The 18,902-nt window shown below is 41.3% G+C and carries 18 protein-coding genes; 6 read left to right on the top strand and 12 right to left on the bottom strand.

All coding sequences use genetic code 11. The features are described 5' to 3' along the window. Positions 1-2: 2 nt before the first annotated feature. Genes D0463_RS11170 through D0463_RS11180 form a run of 3 tightly spaced genes read right to left on the bottom strand, consistent with a single transcriptional unit; the run spans position 3 to position 2,205 of the window. Positions 3-731 carry an amino acid ABC transporter ATP-binding protein gene (locus tag D0463_RS11170; RefSeq protein WP_117307489.1) on the bottom strand — a complete coding sequence of 243 codons (729 nt, stop codon included), beginning with the start codon at positions 729-731 and terminating at the stop codon, positions 3-5. Next, positions 728-1,372: an amino acid ABC transporter permease gene (locus D0463_RS11175; RefSeq protein WP_117307490.1), complete on the bottom strand. Its 645-nt coding sequence runs from the start codon at positions 1,370-1,372 to the stop codon at positions 728-730. The genes D0463_RS11170 and D0463_RS11175 overlap by 4 nt, the downstream gene beginning before the upstream one ends. 59 nt (positions 1,373-1,431) lie before the next feature. Further along, positions 1,432-2,205: a transporter substrate-binding domain-containing protein gene (locus tag D0463_RS11180; RefSeq protein WP_117307491.1), complete on the bottom strand. Its 774-nt coding sequence runs from the start codon at positions 2,203-2,205 to the stop codon at positions 1,432-1,434. A 282-nt stretch (positions 2,206-2,487) separates the two neighbouring features. Here D0463_RS11180 and D0463_RS11185 point away from each other — a divergent pair, with 282 nt between their 5' ends. Together D0463_RS11185 and D0463_RS11190 are read left to right on the top strand one after the other, a co-directional pair. After that, positions 2,488-2,820 (top strand): DUF485 domain-containing protein, encoded by a 333-nt coding sequence (locus D0463_RS11185; RefSeq protein ID WP_117307519.1) that lies wholly within the window; start codon positions 2,488-2,490, stop codon positions 2,818-2,820. Positions 2,821-2,834: 14 nt separating this feature from the next. Next, positions 2,835-4,379 carry a solute symporter family protein gene (locus tag D0463_RS11190; protein WP_117307492.1) on the top strand — a complete coding sequence of 515 codons (1,545 nt, stop codon included), beginning with the start codon at positions 2,835-2,837 and terminating at the stop codon, positions 4,377-4,379. Between the two features lie 50 nt (positions 4,380-4,429). On the opposite strand, the gene D0463_RS11195 is transcribed toward D0463_RS11190, so the two are convergent. The 5 genes from D0463_RS11195 to D0463_RS11220 all read right to left on the bottom strand — a co-directional run bounded on the left by D0463_RS11195 (position 4,430) and on the right by D0463_RS11220 (position 9,789). Further along, positions 4,430-6,076: a hypothetical protein gene (locus D0463_RS11195; protein WP_117307493.1), complete on the bottom strand. Its 1,647-nt coding sequence runs from the start codon at positions 6,074-6,076 to the stop codon at positions 4,430-4,432. 4 nt (positions 6,077-6,080) lie between these two features. Further along, positions 6,081-6,863, bottom strand: coding sequence for an ABC transporter ATP-binding protein (locus D0463_RS11200; RefSeq protein ID WP_174234319.1), 783 nt, complete (start codon positions 6,861-6,863; stop codon positions 6,081-6,083). 569 nt (positions 6,864-7,432) lie between these two features. Next, the gene (locus tag D0463_RS11210; RefSeq protein ID WP_117307495.1) at positions 7,433-8,479 is read right to left on the bottom strand and encodes a class I SAM-dependent methyltransferase; all 1,047 of its coding nucleotides are present in this window, start codon (positions 8,477-8,479) and stop codon (positions 7,433-7,435) included. A 109-nt stretch (positions 8,480-8,588) separates the two neighbouring features. After that, positions 8,589-9,020 carry a threonine/serine exporter family protein gene (locus tag D0463_RS11215; protein WP_117307496.1) on the bottom strand — a complete coding sequence of 144 codons (432 nt, stop codon included), beginning with the start codon at positions 9,018-9,020 and terminating at the stop codon, positions 8,589-8,591. A gap of 16 nt (positions 9,021-9,036) precedes the next feature. Next, positions 9,037-9,789, bottom strand: a complete 753-nt coding sequence (locus tag D0463_RS11220; RefSeq protein ID WP_117307497.1) for a threonine/serine exporter family protein — start codon at positions 9,787-9,789, stop codon at positions 9,037-9,039. 154 nt (positions 9,790-9,943) lie between these two features. On the opposite strand from D0463_RS11220, the gene D0463_RS11225 reads away from it, so the two are divergent. After that, a complete protein-coding gene (locus D0463_RS11225; RefSeq protein ID WP_117307498.1) occupies positions 9,944-11,212 on the top strand; it encodes a dicarboxylate/amino acid:cation symporter in 1,269 nt (422 codons plus the stop codon). A gap of 50 nt (positions 11,213-11,262) precedes the next feature. On the opposite strand, the gene D0463_RS11230 is transcribed toward D0463_RS11225, so the two are convergent. The 3 genes from D0463_RS11230 to pdxR form a co-directional block, all read right to left on the bottom strand. Continuing rightward, entirely contained in the window at positions 11,263-12,462 is a 1,200-nt protein-coding gene (locus tag D0463_RS11230; protein WP_117307499.1) for a class I SAM-dependent rRNA methyltransferase, read from the bottom strand. Positions 12,463-12,597: 135 nt separating this feature from the next. Beyond that, positions 12,598-13,614, bottom strand: coding sequence for a PTS sugar transporter subunit IIC (locus D0463_RS11235; RefSeq protein WP_117307500.1), 1,017 nt, complete (start codon positions 13,612-13,614; stop codon positions 12,598-12,600). A 517-nt stretch (positions 13,615-14,131) separates the two neighbouring features. After that, the gene (gene pdxR / locus D0463_RS11240) at positions 14,132-15,421 is read right to left on the bottom strand and encodes a MocR-like pyridoxine biosynthesis transcription factor PdxR (protein ID WP_254052773.1); all 1,290 of its coding nucleotides are present in this window, start codon (positions 15,419-15,421) and stop codon (positions 14,132-14,134) included. A gap of 223 nt (positions 15,422-15,644) precedes the next feature. Between pdxR and D0463_RS11245 the strand changes: the two genes are divergently transcribed. Continuing rightward, positions 15,645-16,181 (top strand): pyridoxamine 5'-phosphate oxidase family protein, encoded by a 537-nt coding sequence (locus D0463_RS11245; protein ID WP_117307501.1) that lies wholly within the window; start codon positions 15,645-15,647, stop codon positions 16,179-16,181. Positions 16,182-16,377: 196 nt separating this feature from the next. Here the strand turns inward: D0463_RS11245 and tnpB are convergent, their stop codons facing one another. Further along, the gene (gene tnpB, locus D0463_RS11255) at positions 16,378-17,556 is read right to left on the bottom strand and encodes an IS200/IS605 family element RNA-guided endonuclease TnpB (RefSeq protein WP_117307521.1); all 1,179 of its coding nucleotides are present in this window, start codon (positions 17,554-17,556) and stop codon (positions 16,378-16,380) included. 175 nt (positions 17,557-17,731) lie between these two features. On the opposite strand from tnpB, the gene D0463_RS11260 reads away from it, so the two are divergent. Together D0463_RS11260 and D0463_RS11265 are read left to right on the top strand one after the other, a co-directional pair. Then, the gene (locus D0463_RS11260; protein ID WP_117307502.1) at positions 17,732-18,196 is read left to right on the top strand and encodes a DUF3052 domain-containing protein; all 465 of its coding nucleotides are present in this window, start codon (positions 17,732-17,734) and stop codon (positions 18,194-18,196) included. A gap of 43 nt (positions 18,197-18,239) precedes the next feature. Beyond that, positions 18,240-18,902 (top strand): NAD-dependent epimerase/dehydratase family protein, encoded by a 663-nt coding sequence (locus tag D0463_RS11265; protein ID WP_117307503.1) that lies wholly within the window; start codon positions 18,240-18,242, stop codon positions 18,900-18,902.

The following is an 18,902-nucleotide window of genomic DNA, read 5'->3' on the forward strand; positions in this document are numbered from 1 at the left end:
TCTTACAAAACTTTACTCAGAAATGATTTTGTCCGTTCTTCCTGCGGATTGCTGAATAAAGCATTCGGCTCGTTTTCTTCCACGATGTAGCCTCCGTCTATAAAGAGAACCCTGTCTCCCACTTCTCTGGCAAATCCCATTTCATGTGTGACGACGACCATTGTCATCCCTTCCTTGGCCAACTGCTTCATAACTTCGAGCACATCTCCGACCATTTCCGGATCAAGAGCGGATGTCGGTTCATCGAACAGCATAATTTTAGGATTCATGGCTAAAGCCCTCGCAATAGCGACCCGTTGCTTCTGACCGCCTGAAAGCTCAGCAGGATAGCTCCCCGCCTTTTCTCTCAACCCAACCTTATCCAACAGCTCCAGCGCCTTAGTAATTGCTTCCTCCTTGGAGAAGGAACGAACATTCATCGGGGCCAAAGTGATGTTTTCCATCACTGTTTTATGCGGGAATAGGTTGAACTGCTGAAACACCATGCCAACATCTTGCCGAATTTCATTTATGTTGATTTTCGGGTCGGTAATATCATGACCATCAATAATTACATGGCCTTCTGTGATCTCCTCCAGCCGGTTTAGACAGCGTAAAAAGGTGCTTTTCCCTGAACCGGAAGGCCCGATGACACATACGACTTCTCTCTCTTTTATTTCAGTATCAATGCTCTTAAGCACTTCTTGGTTACCAAACGACTTTTTTAGGTTTTTCACAGTAATCATTTTCATCGCAGCACAAATCTCCTTTCCAGGAAATTAGCAAGCAGGGTGAGTAAATAAATAATGATGAAATAAATGATTCCGACCGTAAGCCAAATGTTAAAGGCCTCGAACGTTGCCGCCGATTGGATTTCTCCCTGCTGAGTTAAATCCGCGATCCCAATAACAGACAGCAGTGAAGTATCCTTTAGACTGATGATCGATTGGTTTGTAATCGTCGGCAGCATCCTCCTGAACGCCTGCGGCAAAACGATGTGCCTCATATTTTGCATTCCGGTTAAGCCCAGTGATCTGGCTGCTTCTGTTTGCCCTTTATCAATAGACTGGATTCCGGCCCGGATGATTTCCGCAAAATATGCGCCCGCATTTATCGCAACCGTTATGATCCCCGCCGTTGTATTGTTGAAAGAAATAAATGGCAGGGAATTAAGGCCAAAATAAATAAAAAACAATTGGACCAAAAATGGTGTCCCGCGAATCGCATCAATAAAAACAACCGCAATCCAATTTAATGGTTTTATAGAGGTCAGCCTCATTAATGCGATCACTAAACCAATTAAAAAACCGATAATGATGGCAATGATAAAAATATACAATGTCACTTGAAGACCTTCCAATAGATAAGGCAAGGCCGCACTGATAACATCCACCTGAATTCTCTCCTTTCAAAAAGAGGGCGCGCCATGAGCGCGCCCTCCTGCGAAATCTATTATTCACCTAAATACTTATTCAGTATTTCATCATATTTTCCGCTGTCTCTTAACTCTTTTAATCCATTGTTGATTTTGTCCAGAAGCTCTTCGTTTTCACCCTTTAAGACTGCGATTCCGTATTTGTCACCATTCAAACGGTCACCGACAATCTCAAGACCAAGATCTTTCTGGGCAATCGCATAAGCGATTACCGGATAGTCCTCAAGCAGAACATCTGCATTGCCGTTGGAAACTTCCTGGAACATGGCCGGGCTGTCATTGAACTGCACGACTTTATAGCCTTTTTCCTTCGCTTTTTCTGTCGCAAATGCCGCTCCGGTTGTACCTTTCTTAACCGCTACAGTTTTACCTTTAAGGTCGTCCAGTGTTTTAATATCCGTCGTTCCTTTTTTGACTACAAGGGTAAGTCCCGCATCAAAGTATGGATCTGAAAAATCCACCACTTTTTTACGATCGTCGGTAATGCTCATCCCCGCTATGGCTACATCTAACTCTCCTGCCTGCATCGCTTGAATAATGCCCCCGAAGTCCATCGGATTTAGTTCTATTTTAAATCCTTCGTTCTTTGCAATTTCGTTAATTAAATCAATATCAATTCCTTTGTATTCTCCGCTCTCCTCGAACTCAAACGGCGGGTAGGTCGTATCGATTCCTACCTTATAAACTTTTTCTTCTTTCGTGCCTGAACCCGAGCCTTCTTCAGAAGTTCCACATGCCGCTAATAATAGAATCATAACAAAAAAAAGACTGAAAAAACCTATTTTCTTCATAGATAAACCCCCTCTATCATTCATAATATTATGTATCTTCTAAAATTATACATTTGTATAGCTGAAGAGTAAATCCCTCTCTTTCTTTCTATGAGCGAAAGACAACCACTTTTTACCCAAAAGAATAAGTAGTTAAACATTACGACATGAACTGTCGCAATATGTTTTATTTTCTGATTTTACTTTTTTTTCTGAAAATATTATAATACTATTTGTATTGGACTTTACCCTTTTAAAGGGGAGGGGCAGTCCATACAAAACAAAGGGGGAATTATATTGGCGATGAACGAATCAGCAGTAAAAAAGATGCAAAAAAATTCATCTATTGATTACACGAAAGTTGTCCATTCATCATCCTTCAAAGAGCTTATGCATAAGAAAAAGAAATTCATTATTCCTATGTCCATCTTTTTCATGGTATTTTATTTTGCTCTCCCCATCTTGACCGCTTACTCAACGGTTCTTAATCAACCGGCATTTGCATCGATCAGCTGGGCCTGGGTTTTTGCATTTGCCCAATTTATCATGACCGTTACTCTATGTATGATTTATACTCGAAAAGCTAGGGAATTTGATGAAATTGTTGAAAAAGTAAGCAAAGAAACCAGACGTTAAGGGGGAAAATCCAGATGAATATGTTAGCTTTTGCTTTATTTATCGCAATTGTAGCGATAACACTGATCATTACTTATGTGGCTTCAAAACGGACAAAAACCACGAGTGATTTTTATACGGCGGATGGAAGCCTGACTGGTTGGCAAAATGGACTTGCCATCGCGGGGGATTATATGTCAGCAGCCTCGTTTTTAGGGATCGCCGGAATGGTAGCGCTTTCAGGATTCGACGGTTTTTTCTACAGCATCGGGTTTTTGGTTGCGTATCTTGTCGTTTTATTTATCGTAGCAGAGCCCTTAAGAAACTTAGGGAAATATACACTGGCTGATATGATTGCGGCACGTTTTGACGAGAAAAAAGTCCGAGGGGTCGCAGCCTTAAATACAATTACGATTTCAACTTTTTATATGATTGCCCAATTAGTTGGTGCAGGTGCACTCATTAAATTATTATTAGGTATTGATTATGTATATTCCGTTTTAATCGTCGGAGTTCTGATGACTTTATATGTAGTATTTGGTGGCATGATGGCTACAAGCTGGGTCCAGATTGTCAAAGCCATACTGCTTATGGGCGGAACATTTGTGATATCAATCATGGTGTTCGCTAAATTTGATTTCAGCGTCATCTCAATGTTTGATGCAATGAAAACAGCCACACCTTTAGGAGAAGATTTCCTGAATCCTGGCAATAAATTCAAGAATCCAATTGATACCATATCGCTCAACCTGGCACTTGTCTTAGGAACAGCGGGCCTTCCGCATATCCTCATTCGTTTCTTTACAGTTAAGGACGCAATCACGGCTCGCAAGTCGGTTGTCTATGCAACTTGGATTCTCGCTGTTTTCTATGTCATGACAATCTTCCTGGGATTCGGGGCAGCCGCTTTTGTAGGGTATGACAAAATTGTAGAAGCAAACGCTGCCGGCAATATGGCCGCACCATTGCTCGCTCAGGCACTCGGCGGTGACTTCCTGTTTGCCTTCGTCTCTGCAGTCGCTTTTGCTACGATACTTGCGGTTGTTGCAGGTCTCGTGCTTTCTGCGGCCTCAGCCTTTGCACATGATTTTTACAGCCATATTTTACGCCGTGGACAGGCCACTGAAAAAGAACAGATGGTCGCAGCTCGTTGGGCTTCCATTGGCGTTGCGGTAATCTCGATTATCCTTGCCTTATTCGCCCAAACGATGAACGTTGCATTCCTTGTAGCACTTGCCTTTGCAGTAGCTGCCAGTGCCAACCTGCCGATTATCATGCTGACAATTTTCTGGAAGCGATTTAATACGACAGGTGCAGTATCAGGCATGCTCGTAGGTTTGTTCAGTGCTCTATTCCTTGTAGCCATTAGCCCGAACGTTTGGGCGCCGGAAAAAGGCGTAGCCATTTTAGTAGGAGATCCGCTCATCTCGCTTACAAACCCTGGAATCATCTCGATTCCGCTTGGATTCCTGGCTGCAATTGTTGGAACGTTGGTTTCCAGTAAAAAAGCAGACACGAAGAAATTTGATGAAATTCTAGTAAAAGCCAATACAGGTATTAAAGAACCAGTAAGCGAATAAAATAATTAAACCTGATGGCAGCAAGATACCTTGCTGCCATCAGGTTTTTCTTATAAATCTATCTTATTTTTAGTAGGAAAAGACCATTTCCAAGCTATTAGATTGATAATAAATAAAAGAATTAAATAGATATAAACTCCATACTCGAATAGATAAGCCGCACTAAAGTGCAGCGCAGCTAACAATAAGAGGAAAGTCAGCAATAGAAACGTTTTGATGCCCTCATTTTGCTGAATGGCCTCAAACGCTTCGGAGAAAGGCATGTCTGAAGACAATGATTTAAAACAAAGCACTACAAACAGTAAAAAGCCGAGAAACATAACAGTTAAATCAGGAAGAATTCTGAATCCAAATAAGGAAATGAACAACATTCCTACAAACAAGAAAAGCGGAAAGAGATATCGGGCAATACCAGCCTTTAACACTCCTTTATAAATAGACCCTTCAGCTCTTATGGGAATCATTTTATAAATCCAAGCAGCCTTAAAATTTTTCGAGTAATTTAACATCATGACCAAGGTCGGAATAACCATTCCGGAAAAATACATATTATAATACATCCTGCTATTTTTAATCTCATCCAAACTGCTACCATCCAACGCATTAAAGATTAAAAAGAATGGGAGAATCAACGAAATGCCCAAACCAGGATATAGCTTCAATTTGAAATCGCGCTCATTTGCCATCATATCAGCAGCAAATCGAAAAAATATCTGTTCCTCCCGACTTTTACACAATACTTTTGCCGACCAAGTCGTAAATCGTTTCTTCTTTTTCCTGCTGCCGCTCACACTCGTCAGACGCTGCAGGCTCCGTTCATATAAAGGAATTAGTTTAATATACAAGAAAATTGAAATAAGCGGGACAATAACCGCGAATACTGAGAAAAGCGTGTAATACCCATTGGTTACTCCTTTCAATATCCATTCAAAAGGAGCTCCATACCAGATTGGTATGATAAAATAATGCCACCATTCTGGTTCCAAAACGGCGCTTGCATCCATAAAATCAAAAACTCTGATCAAAAGTTGATATCCTAATGTCATGGCAACCGTTAATCCAATTTGAAAATAATTAATAATATCTTTTAATCTTTCCCCATCAAAAAATCTCAATATCACTAAATATAATAAAGCAGTTAACACAACGACAAAAACATCGATCAAAATAATTTCCGCTAAAAATAAGATGAAAAATCCAATTCCATGACGGATTAACGAAACTGCAAGTGCAGGTCCTGTGATGGCCATTGTTAGATAAAACATGTAGATAAAGATATGTAGAAATTTGGCCATACCCATTGTCCGTCTATCAACCGGCTTCGAATAGATAATCGTTTTATCCCGTGTATCCAATAAAACAGAAGAAAAATCAGAAACTAACGAAGTCAAAATCATAAAGATTAGAACGCCAAAAAAGAGACTCATTTGTAGCATATAATTGTTCCCCTTAGCAACAACTACTGCCATAAACCCACCTAATATCACGTAAATCCACAAAGATTTAATAAACTGGTTTTCATTCTCGCTCTTTTTATTTTTCTGATTGCCGGAACCCGCCAGGATAGTTGGAACTTTTCTGCTGTCCATAACCAATTTGACTTGCAGGATGCTCCTCATCTTTTCGTAATCGACTCCAAGCTTTTCGAATAAACCCTTGCATCTATCAAGAAACTTCAATACTCTAAAGTTTTTCATGCCCTCATCCCTCTTGTACAATAGATACAAATTCTCTTGCTACGTCCCGATGATCTGTAAATCCTGTAAGCTGATTAAAGATCTCCTCCAAGGAGCCTTCCTTGCTTCTTTCTTTAAGTTCAGCAAAACTGCCATCCGCGACAATCTGGCCACTCTTTAATAAAATAATCCGACTCGAAATCTTCTCTACCACTTCCATAATGTGAGAAGAATAAAAAATTGTTTTCCCCTGCGCAGAAAGCTGAGCTAGAATCTCCTTTACTACAATTACACTATTAGCGTCCAAACCGCTTAGAGGTTCATCCAAAAATAATATATCCGGGTCATGAAGCAAGCTGGCAATAATCATCACCTTTTGTTTCATTCCTTTTGAATAAGAGGAAATCCTTGCATCGTATACCTCTTCGATTTGAAAAACAGCCATCATTTTTTCTGCTTTCATTTCAACCATATCGCGGTTTAAGCCATAAAGTTCACCGATAAAGGATAAATACTCTCTTGCGGTCAGATTTTCATATAGTTCCGCAATCTCTGGTACGTACCCGATTTTTCTCTTATACTCTAAGTTTCTATCGGCTATATCTTTTCCCGCTATTTCGACGGTTCCACTGTATTCCTCTAGCAATCCAAGCATTACTTTTACAGTTGTGCTTTTCCCTGCACCATTGGGACCGATATAACCAATAATTTCTCCTTTATGTACGTCTAGGTTTATACCTTTAAGCACGATATTCGCACCATAATTTACCGATAACTCCCTAATTTTTATAATCGGATTTTCACTGATATTCACCTTTTCACCGTCTTTCAATTTATTGGTTCTTCACAAAAAGAAGTGGTTTAAGCTTTTGATTATCCGTTGATTTCCGCTCCAGGCCCTCGCTTTCCGCGGGCAGTCCGGGAGCCTCCGCGGCAAAGGGCACGCCTCCGGGACTTACACAGGATGTGTTGGCGTCGACGTAAGACATAAGGACGTGGCAGATCTTAGTCGACGTTCCGTTAACTGGCCTGCTTTTCCCGCAGGACGCTGAATCATCATCCATGAATAGGCACCGCACGAGAAAATGCGTATGCATTTTAAGAGGAGTCTCGTATATCCTCGCCAATCAACTTTGTTGCAAAATTAACTGAGATAATACGTTAATCATTATTAAACCACCAGTTATGGTGAAGAGCCATTTTATTTAAACATTAACATCATTTGGAAATTTTTAAAAGACCAATTGGCAGACTTTAATACTGAGATTGTGTGTAGTGGCATCCCAAGATCAAGCAGTTTTTATTTCTATTTGTCACACGAAAAAAGCCAAAAGGAAAACATCTGTTTTGATGTCTCTCCATTTGACTTAATTCGAATTATCTAGGTTGTGCCACGATCCCATTATGAACCTTAATATATCCATGGCGGAGGATGTTAAAGCCGCCTTCATACACATACAATCCCATCTGACGGACATCCATTAACTCCCTGTACGTATGATTCATCACATCGGCCATGATCGTGTAAAACAAGCGTGATTTCAGCTGCAATCGGGGCGTAGTCATGATCGCGTAACCGCCCGGCTTCAAGAATTTGCGGTGCCAATCCATCGCTTCTTGTTTAAAGTCATCTGGAAAATGCTCTAAAAGCCCGACGCTCAGGACGATATCGAATTCTTTGCCGAATGGCAGGTTCCGGATATCATCCACTACGTAATCAATATTCATTTGGTCTTTATGCCAGACCCGTGGATTGCCGCTAACCGGATTAATTCCAAGGAAGGGGTAACGATCAGGAAAGTGCCCGAAACGGTCTGTGCGGCAAAAGTCATCATAATCGACCATTACGATTTCGCCCTCAGGGTACATCGCATATAACTGCATCGCTTCATAGCCTTCGGCAGCACCCAAAAATAGAATACGCGGTTTCCTTATATCAAGTCCTTCAAAAAGGGCCCTCTTTCCACGCGGATCCCAAATGCCATCCTCCACCCGATGGGCATAATTCCATAACGATAACCGGATCGTTTCACCGAGTGCCTTTTTCACGTCACTTAACTGAAAACGAGACAAATATCCCTTCAATTCTTTCTTTGACCTGGAAATCTCTTCAGGTACATCTTTTACAAACCATTCATGAAATGATTTATTGAAAAACTCCCAAGACTCCTGTACAGACATTTCACCGTTCTCTTGCTCCCAGTCGCGTTTCGACTTGGCCACTGTTTTCACTTCATATGGCTTTCCGACATCCTTCCAGGTCAGCTCAGACCAGTCAGAAACAAGATTGGCATTGAAAAACTTATCAAGATGCTCATTTGTCGGATTTCTCAAATCGATTCGGTAGCTCGGCGTCAACTGCGTCGATTCAAAATCGGCTTCGGTATAAACCGGTTCGTTCAGCTTTGTTTCAAGCAAGCTCATTCATCCACCCCTCCAAAGAAAGCGCTTTCTTATAAATTCAACAACCGTTAGCCAATCCCTTTTTTCGTCTATCAAAAAAAAGGACAGGAATGATATTATTCCTGCCGGCTCACTTGCTTTTATTATATTTCTTTACAACCTGGTTCATGACTTCGGAGAAAACAATCCCCATGGCAATAGCCCCTGAGAGCATTAAGACTTTTGCGGCAAGCTGGACAGCTGTACTATAATCGTTGCTGACAAAATGCCTCATTGCATCGTATGCCATTCCTCCCGGGACGAGGGGGATGATGCCCGACACATTAAAAATGATAATCGGCGTTTTATATAATTTAGCGAATGTCTGGCTGATGAGTGCTACAAGAAAGGCAGCTGCCAGCGTGGCAAAAACACTGTCGAAGTCGGTTTCGACAAGCGCATAATAGAGCATCCAGCCAACCATTCCGACGAATCCACACTGCATGATGGATTTCTTCGGAACATTAAAAATAATTCCGAAGGCGGCAGACGCAATAAAACTAGTAATAAGCTGTGCAATCATATAATTACCTCATCGTTTAAAAGAATGAAAGTACAACGGCAATCCCTGACCCTATCGCAAAAGCGGTTAAAGATGCCTCAGCGCCCTTTGATATTCCCGAGACCAGATGCCCGGCCATTAAATCCCGGATTGCGTTTGTAATCAGCAGACCGGGCACAAGCGGCATAACCGAACCGATTATTATTTTATCAATTTCGTCCCCTACTCCGGTATAAACAAACAGGGTTGCCACCAATCCAATAATTAAGGAAGAAAGAAACTCTGAAAAAAATTTTATCTCAAGCAATCGATTGAGATAAATCAGACAAGAAAAACCAATTCCTCCTGTCAAGCATGCCGGAATGAAATCATGCCATCCACCTTGAAACATAATGAGAAAGCAGCCGCTCGAAAGAAATGCAGCAAAAACTTGCAGCCATAACGGATAAGCCAGCTTAGCTTTTTCCATCCGTTTCAATTGAACAAGGGCATCCTTGGCGGATATCTCTCCGCTGCTGATTTTTCTGGAAATGCTGTTCACTTCAGTAACCTTCTTCAAATCTGTTGACCTATTTGAAATTCTATATAATTTACTTGGATCATCTCCGTCAATCGAAAAGATAATGCCTGTCGGAGTCACAAAGCTATGTGAGTGATAGATCCCAAAGGAGGCTGCGATCCGGGACATCGTGTCTTCCACGCGATTTGTTTCCGCACCGCTTTCCAGCATGATTTTCCCCGCTAGCATACACACTTCGATAACTTCATACGTTTTTGGAAGATTCTCCATAACCCACACTCCATCGGTAGACAAGATTGTTCTTCACTTAGATTATTATTATTTCCTTTGTGTGTCAAAAGCCATTGTAAAACGAAACACATAATAGGATAATGAAGCGATGCTTTTATTTCTATTTTTCTATCACGAAAGGTTGTGTCACCATTTGAAAGGTTTATTAAAAAGCTACAAGGGGTCCCTTTTGCTGCTCATTGCCATCATCATCGGCGGAGCTGCTGGGTTGATTTTCGGTACGGAAGCTTCCGTTGTTAAACCTTTGGGGGATTTGTTTTTAAACTTAATGTTCATGATCATTATTCCGCTCGTGTTCTTCAGCATTGCTTCAGCGATTGCTAGCATGAATGAAATGAAGCGGCTCGGAAAAATCATGGGCAGCATCCTCTTGGTTTTCTTCATCACGGCCGCCATTTCAGCGATTATCGGCTTTGCCGGTACGATGATTGTCAACCCATTAGAAAATACGGATACTTCCGCAATTAAAGAGTTAATGAGCTCAGCTGATAGTATGGAAGAAGCACCGGAGGAAGTTAGCTTCCTGAGCCAGCTTGTTAATACCTTTACGGTTCCTGATTTTTCAGCTTTATTGTCAAAAAGCAATATGCTGCAGCTGATCGTCTTCTCGGTTTTATTCGGACTCGCCACAGCTATTGTTGGAGAAAAAGCAAAGCCGGTTTCTGCATTCTTATCTGCAGGCTCGGCCGTGATGATGCAAATGGTTAAATTTGTGATGTATTATGCCCCAATCGGGCTTGGCTGTTACTTTGCAGCCGTTATCGGAGAGCTTGGTCCGCAGATACTAGAAGGTTATTTGCGTGCATTCCTACTTTATCTTGGATTGGCACTCATCTACTATTTCGGATTCTTTACTCTATATGCCTTTATTGCAAGCGGAAAAGCCGGAGTGAAAGTTTTCTGGAAAAATGCGTTCACTCCCTCTATCACAGCCATCGCTACTTGTTCAAGTGCCGCGAGCATCCCAGTTAATCTTGAATATGTTCGAAAAATGGGAGTGCCTAAAGACATCGCGGAAACGGTTATTCCGCTTGGAGCCAATACCCATAAGGACGGATCTGTTTTTGGAGGAGTACTTAAAATCGTTTTCCTATTCGCCCTTTTCGGCAAGGACATGACTAGTATCTCAAACATTTTAAGCATTCTTGCTGTCTCCTTTCTTGTAGGAGCTGTAATGGGAGCGATTCCTGGCGGAGGAATGATTGGTGAAATGTTAATTCTTAGTATTTTCGGCTTCCCTGCAGAAGTGCTTCCTATCATTGCTGTTATCAGCACGATTATAGATGCACCAGCAACTTTGCTCAACTCTACAGGAAATACCGTAAGTGCAATGATGGTTACCCGTCTGGTTGAAGGTAAAAATTGGTTGAGAAATAACTTAACCAGAGAAAACATAGCTTAATCTTATTAAAAGCCGGAGTTGTTTCACGTGAAACGACTCCGTCTTTTTTGTTATATTTTCAGCTTCTTAATAAAGACGACCTTCAAGTAATTCCCTTCCTTATATTCATCGATTGTCTTAAAGTCTCCTGGAAGGGAAAATTCCTCCAATATCTTATAATTAATATGGCTCTCTTTAAAAGCCATATCGATAAAGCTCTTAAACCTCTTCATATCAAAAGCACTGCTGTTCGTTGAAGCTACGATAACCCCGTTGTCCTCCGTTATTTCAATCGTATCTTTCAAAAGATTTTTATAATCCTTTGCCGCACTAAATGTGAATTTCTTAGACTTGGCAAAGCTTGGCGGATCGAGTATCACCAGATCAAACTTCAATTGTTTCTTTATCGCGTATTTAAAATATTTGAAAACATCCTCGACAATAATATCATGGGCTTCATGATCAATGCCATTTACACTGAACTGCTCTATCGTCTTAGAAAGGCTACGGTTGGCCAAATCGACACTCGTCGTTTTCAAAGCCCCTCCTACAGCGGCAAATATAGAAAAAGCCCCTGTATAGGAAAACATATTTAAGACATTTTTTCCTTTTGCATAGTGATCACGTATCCTCTTTCTCACATCACGCTGATCGAGAAAAACACCGACCATTGCTCCGTCATTTAAATGCACAGCAAAATTTACGCCGTTTTCTTTTACGATCAGTGGAAATGATGGTTCAGTACCCATTAAGAAGTCATCTTCTTCTATATACTTCCCCTTCGTATCAAAGCGTTTTTTTTGGTAAACGCCTTTCACACTGGCTGTATTTGTTAATGCATGTAAAATATAATCCTTAAATTGATAGATCCCTTTGCTGTACCAGCTCACGACATAATAACCGTCATAATGATCGATAATCAGCCCGCCGATTCCGTCTCCTTCGCCATTAAAAAGACGAAAAGCAGTCGTATCTTTATCTTTATAAAAGGATGCCCGATGATCATAGGCTCTCTTCATTCTCCTGTTGAAAAACTCCTGATCAACTTTTTCATTCTCTTTTCTCGTCAATACCCAGCCGTAGCCTTTGTTTTGCCTGCCGTAATACCCTTTGGCGATAAAGCGATTTTTCTCGTCGAGGAGCCTGATGACAGATCCTTCTTTTTGTAGCTGGTTTTCATTTACCAGAGCTTCCTTGCTTATTAATGGGAAGCCTTTGCTAAGTCTAGCCGCGTCATTTTGTTTTACATTTACATTGATTTCCGTTTGCATGATTTACACCCTATCTGCAAGCCAAAGTGAACCTATTGGCCAGCATTCAATATCTTTTTACCATTATAACCAATGTTCAGCTTCAACTCCAAAAAACAAAGAGCACAGCAACGTTTGCTGTGCTCTGCCTAATCGTTATTGAACCTCCATATGCAAATCGCCCGCTTTTGCCCAGCCGGCCATTTTAATCAGCTGGTATAGCCCTAGCGTGATAGCAATCGGAAGAACAACCCCAACTGCTATATAAATCAAGAACCCTTCGATTCCCTGTGTTGCTAAAATATTTAACGGAGCAATGAATGAATTCAAGCCAAGCCCGGCAAGCTCATAAGAAACCTGAAAGTCGAATCCCAGCGTTGCGATCGGGGCGCAAATGATTGCCGCGACAAAGGGCGGAATTACCAATCTCGGATTTTTAATAAGATTGGGGAATTGGACCTTTGGCGTAACAGCAACCTGGGCCAAAAAACCGCCAAGGTCATTCTGACGAAGCGACATCGCCGTAAATCCGACAAATTGCGCCGTACAGCCGATTAGTGCCGCAGCGCTTGATACTGGGTCCATTTGCAAAGCAATCGCAAGAGCTGCAGATGAAGCAGGTGTCATTAAAAGAATACTCCAGACTAACGAAATGACCATCGAAGCAATAAGAGGAGACCCTTGTACTGAAGATGTGATTTCTCCGCTCAGCCATTGCAATAACGGTGTCGTGACAGCCGCTAACCCGACACCCGATACACCTCCGACCAATATTGCCCCCACTGGGATTGCCATCATATCCAGCTTTGTCTTTCCTGTCAAACGCTTGCCGACATATGTAGCGATGGCGGCGGCGAGCACCGCGCTTATCGGTTGTCCTGGTACAATCGTGAAGAACCCCTCGGCTGTAGGATGAATCGCCGCTCCTCCCACCGCTGCGGAGGCCATTGCACTAAAGATGACCAACGTATTGCCACCCAACTGATAAGCAATCCCTGCCCCAATTGCTGGAGCAAGCAACACCTTGGCCGCTGATCCTATTCCGATAAATGCTTCCCAGCCAATGAATTTCCCGATTGTTTCAAACAGAAGTCCTATTCCCAGCGTAACCAATACAGCATTGGCAATTCCTGTAGAAGCTTTATACATTCGTTCGACGAAATAATTTTTCATTTTATCCGCACTCCTCTGTCAATAAACCTGTTGTATTTTTTCAATCTATCTAAATAAAAAACCCTTCCATGATGGATGGGCGCTTGAATCGTTTGAGCGCCTTGTTATAAATGCACAAGATAGACTCAAACATTCCATTGTAAGTCAAATGGCTGTTCCAGTCCTCTATGTGTTAATAATGAGAATAATATCTGCCTGTACCTCCATTCGATTTTTCATCTTTATTTTTCCCCATTTCTTATTGTTTTTGTTATCCTAACATAAGTTTTCTGAATATGTAAATAACTTTTTTAATTCTGACAAATTAAAAACGCTTACATACATTAAAGATTCTTTCTCAGCTTCGAGGTTTAATTATTATTTTTATATAAAATTAAATTTATCTTAGTAATTTAACGAATTGCTTCAATTTGAGATTGGCCATGAGTAGCTCCCTTAAAACAAAATAAAATCACAATCAGACTGTTTCAACATACAAACAGTCTGATTGTGATTCAAATGCTTCCCACTATTTTCACTAATACCACGCTTTTTTCAAAAGGCAAATTCCCGCTTCAATTTGTTCTTCCGTCATTCCGCCAAAACCTAACATTATTAATGAAGAGGGGCTCTGTTCTTTATCTAGCCAGTATTTTTCAGGTGAATAAACCTTTACTCCATATTCTCCAGCTTTTCTGACTAATTCCTGGCTGCTGTCTCTGTGATTTACACGGAGTAAGATATGCAACCCGGCTTTACTTCCTATAACCTCGACATTATCCCCGAGATGGGTCTCAATTGCATGTAATAAGGCATTATGCTTTCCATGATATACTTTCTTCATCTTGCGGATATGTCTCTCAAAAGAGCCATCTTTCATAAACAAGGACATAGCTCGTTGGGTGATCAGTGAAGCAGATTGATTATAATTGAGCTTTTGCTTAAATTCCTTAATCAGCCTCGACGGCAAAACCATATAGCCCAACCTGGCTGCAGGGAGGAATGATTTTGAGAATGTCCCCAAATAAATCACATTCTCCTTAGTATCCAAGGCTTTTAGTGATGGGATAGGCTGGCCTTGATAACGAAACTCGCTGTCATAGTCATCCTCTAAAATATAGCTTTCATTCTCTTGCGCCCAATCCAGAAGCTTCTGACGCTTTTGAATCGGGAGTACCATCCCATATGGAAACTGATGGGAAGGAGTTATGTATACGAGCTTCTCTCGGCTCTCTTCCAGGCGGTTTAAATCAAGTCCATCCGACTCCAGGCTTATAGCTGAAATGTGGCATCCGTGGTTTTCGAAAACAGACCTTACTCCGTCATATCCCGGATTTTCAAATGCGACAGATTTCCCGTGTAATGATAGAAGCTGGCAGATTAAACTTATCGCATGCTGCGTTCCGGCACAAATTACGATTTGCTCGGGCGAACAGGTAACTCCCCTGGCCTGGAATAAATAGCTGGCTATTTCTTTTCGCAAGCTCTCGTCTCCTTGTTCATCTCCATATACATATAAGCCGGCATCCGGTCCTTCAAGTGAATCCTGCAAGCAACGTTTCCATTTCTTTAATGGAAAATGATGCGAATCTACATCCCCATATTTAAAGTCATAAGGATGCATCCTTCCCCTTACAAAATCCGATTCTATCCTAATCGTACTTTTTATATTCTGCCGTGATGTGAGCGGCTTTTCCATAGGCAGCACCATTAGCCCGCTTCTTGGCTTACTTTCGACATACCCTTCTGCAACTAGCTGCTGATATGCATTTTCAATCGTATTCTTGCTGATTCTTAAATGTTCTGATAAATAACGAATAGATGGCAAAAAAAGAACCCTCTATATCTTTCCTGCTTCGATTTCACTTTTAATATATTGATATAACTGCACATACAAGGGAACAGTGCGCTTTTTATCAAGAAAAGGAGTTAATTCTATCATAATACCTCCATCTGACCTCAATAAATTTATTTAAACTGACACTTTCGACCGAGTCATAAATTACATATGCTCATTATACCATCACATTCCAATTATAAGGAGAGATTCCATGAGACACGCAAAATTAGAAACTACTGACCAGAAAAAGATAAATGAATTTTTATCCCAAGCTAAAACGGGTTATTTAGGTTTATCAGACAAAGAACATCCTTATGTGGTGCCCTTGAACTTTGTCTGGCATGACGAATGTATTTATGTTCACGGCGCAGCGGAAGGAAGAAAAGTTGATGTAATAAAGGAAAACCCGTATGGATGTTTTACCGTTAGCGAAGATTTAGGAACAATGGCTGATCCCGTTCCTGCAAAAACAGATACCGCGTATATGAGCGTGATGGTATTCGGACTTATTGAATTAATCAGCGATTTAGACGAGTCCACTTCAGTGATGCAGGCAATGCTGAATAAGTATGTACCAGGCTATTACAACTCTCCCCTGGCGAAAAACCATGTAGATAAATACCGCTCTGCTTTAGGAAGCAAAACCATAGTTTTTAAGCTGGTACCTGAAAGACTGTCCGCTAAAGAAAACCTTGTAAATAAAAATGTAAAATTCTATCCAGGCAGAACAGTGAAGGCCGATCTTTAAACCAATTACTGCTCACAAAAAGTAGCCCTCCTGCACGAGTATGGGCGTTTTACCTGAGATCATACATTACAGTTAGATAGGTTTGACATGAACCAAAGCGTTTCATATAGTTTATTGAACTACTCACCGCTTAACACCCATACGGGTTGTTTGAAGCGGGAGATTCCTACGAACTCTGAAGTATCCTTCAGTTATTTTAGTAGGCTACCCCCGCAGTCCCTGCGGTTAGAAGTCTTATCGCTTCATTTTTAAGATTTTTCCCTGCGTTAATATCTCTTTGGTGATGAGTGTGACACTTGGGGCACTCCCACTCACGCAATCCGAGATTTTTCACGTCTTTTTTTCGGTAGCCACAGCCTGAACAAAGCTGACTGGAAGGAAAATTTTTCGCTACTGTTACAACCTGTTTTCCATACCATTTCGCTTTATATTCAATCATCGTTTTGAATGTTGACCAAGATACTTCACTGATGGCTTTGGCTAGGTTGTGATTTTTTAACATATTCGATACAGACAAGTCTTCCATTCCAATCATGTCGTGGTTTTTGACAATTTCAGTTGAAACCTTGTCTAAATAATCTTTTCTTGCATTCACAATTTTTTCATGGATACGGGCGACTTTCCTTTTGGCTTTATACCAGTTAGAACTGCCTATGGTTCGCCTGCTCATCATCCGCTGTGCTTTCGCCACCTTTTCTTCCAACTTGCGATAGAATTTCGGATTTTGGTAAATCGTTCCATCAGAAAGAATAGCAAAATCTGTTAACCCAACATCAACCCCAATGGCTGAGTGACTTTTAGGTAACTCTGCTACTTCTGTTTCTGTTCCTAGGGAAACAAAGTATTTACCAGAAGCATTTCGTCTAATTGTAGCATGTCGGACACGGCCTTGGACTTCACGGCTATTGGCAAATCGGACAAGTCCAAGTTTAGGCAGTTTGATGTAGTTGTCAATGACCGCTATATTCCCGTTTGTATGTTTCGTTGTGTAGGATTGAACCGGGTTCTTTTTAGACTTGAATCGAGGTTGTTTGTTTTGTTTATTGTAGTAGCGATCATAGGAATCTGCCAGATTTTCAACGGATTTTTGCAGGGCAATACTATCCACATCCTTCAAAAAATCATATTGCCTTTTGAGATCGGGGAGTGATTTTATGGTATTATTTTTATTAAAATATTGACCCTTCCAGTTATTCGTTGGAAGCTGGCCGTTTTGAACCATTTCTTCGCAGATATGCCAATAAGCGTCTTTGTCCTTCTGTTTAGCAAGAAAGAAGTTGAACACGAACCTTGAACAGCCAATGGTTTTGTTGATAAGTTCCATTTGTCTTTTGTTTGGATAGATCCGAAATTTATAGGCCCTGTTCACAAGCATGAATTTCACTCCACCTCCGAAAGGAACATTTGTTCCTATTATAGCATAATGAGGAAAGACTTGGCTATCACCAACTGACATTCATCTCCCACTTACTCATTGGGCTACGCCCTTCACATTCCTTGAAGTGGGGGTCTTCTGTCGGAAGACGATAAATTAGAAAGGAATGACGTAAATGACTGACTTTTCACCTGTTATCAAAAAGCTGCAATTTAAAGACCGAGGACAGCCTGTTTTAATCTTGAATGCACCGAAAGCATATGATGAAATCAGCGCATCCTTCACCGGTGAAGTCCATAAGGAACCAAAAAATGAATCCTATGAATTCGCGCAGGTCTTCGGGATTTCAAACTCAGAGATTCAATCGCTGGCACGGGAGGCTGCAAAAGTAATTACAGAGGATGGATTGTTTTGGCTATGCTACCCAAAAAAGTCTTCCAAAGTCTATAAAGGGTCTGACTGCAGCCGCGAAACAGTGACTGTGCTGCTTGCGGATGAGGGCTACGAGCCAGTCAGGCAAGTCGCTATTGATGAGGACTGGTCTGCCTTGCGCTTCCGTCCAGTAGATAAAATTAAAACGATGGTCCGGGATTTTGCTGTAACTGAAAAAGGGAAAGAACGAACACAGAGCAATAACTAACAGTAATAACGAGGATTAAGTCGAAATGATTAGGAGCAAAAATGTGGGAGAGAAATCCGCTTTACTGCTGGGAGCCAGCGGCCTCGTTGGTTCAGAGTTGCTGCATTGTTTACTGAACGAAAAGGACTACAAATCGATTGTCATCCTTATTCGCAAACCGCTCGGAATCCAGCATCATAAATTGATAGAGATCCTAGCAGACTTTGATCAGCTGGAATTGTATCGAGACCATTTTAAAGTCAATGATGTCTTCTGTTGTTTAGGCACCACGATAAAAAAAGCAAAATCAAGAGAAGAAATGACGAAGGTGGATGTTGGTTATCCATTGACTGCAGCAAAGCTCGCTCATGACGAAGGAGCAAAGCAATTTCTTGTGATCAGTTCAATGGGTGCTGATCCACAGTCCTCCTTCTCTTATTCCCGCATGAAAGGAACCCTGGAAACGGAATTAAGCAACGTTGGCTTTCAAGCATTGCACATTTTCAGGCCCTCCCTTCTGTTAGGGAAAAGGGAAGAATCCCGATTGGGAGAATCTGCAGCTGCCGCTATATTTCCGCCGTTATCTTTCCTCCTTGTCGGTCCCTTAAAAAAATACAGGGCGATTCAGGCAAAGACTGTAGCACAGGCGATGTATCGTGCAGCCCAGAATCATAATCAGGGGACAACGGTCTATTTATCCAATGAAATTGAAGCTTTGGGAAAATAA

It is taken from the genome of Bacillus sp. V59.32b (genome assembly GCF_003429085.1).
Lineage (GTDB): Bacteria > Bacillota > Bacilli > Bacillales > DSM-1321 > Peribacillus.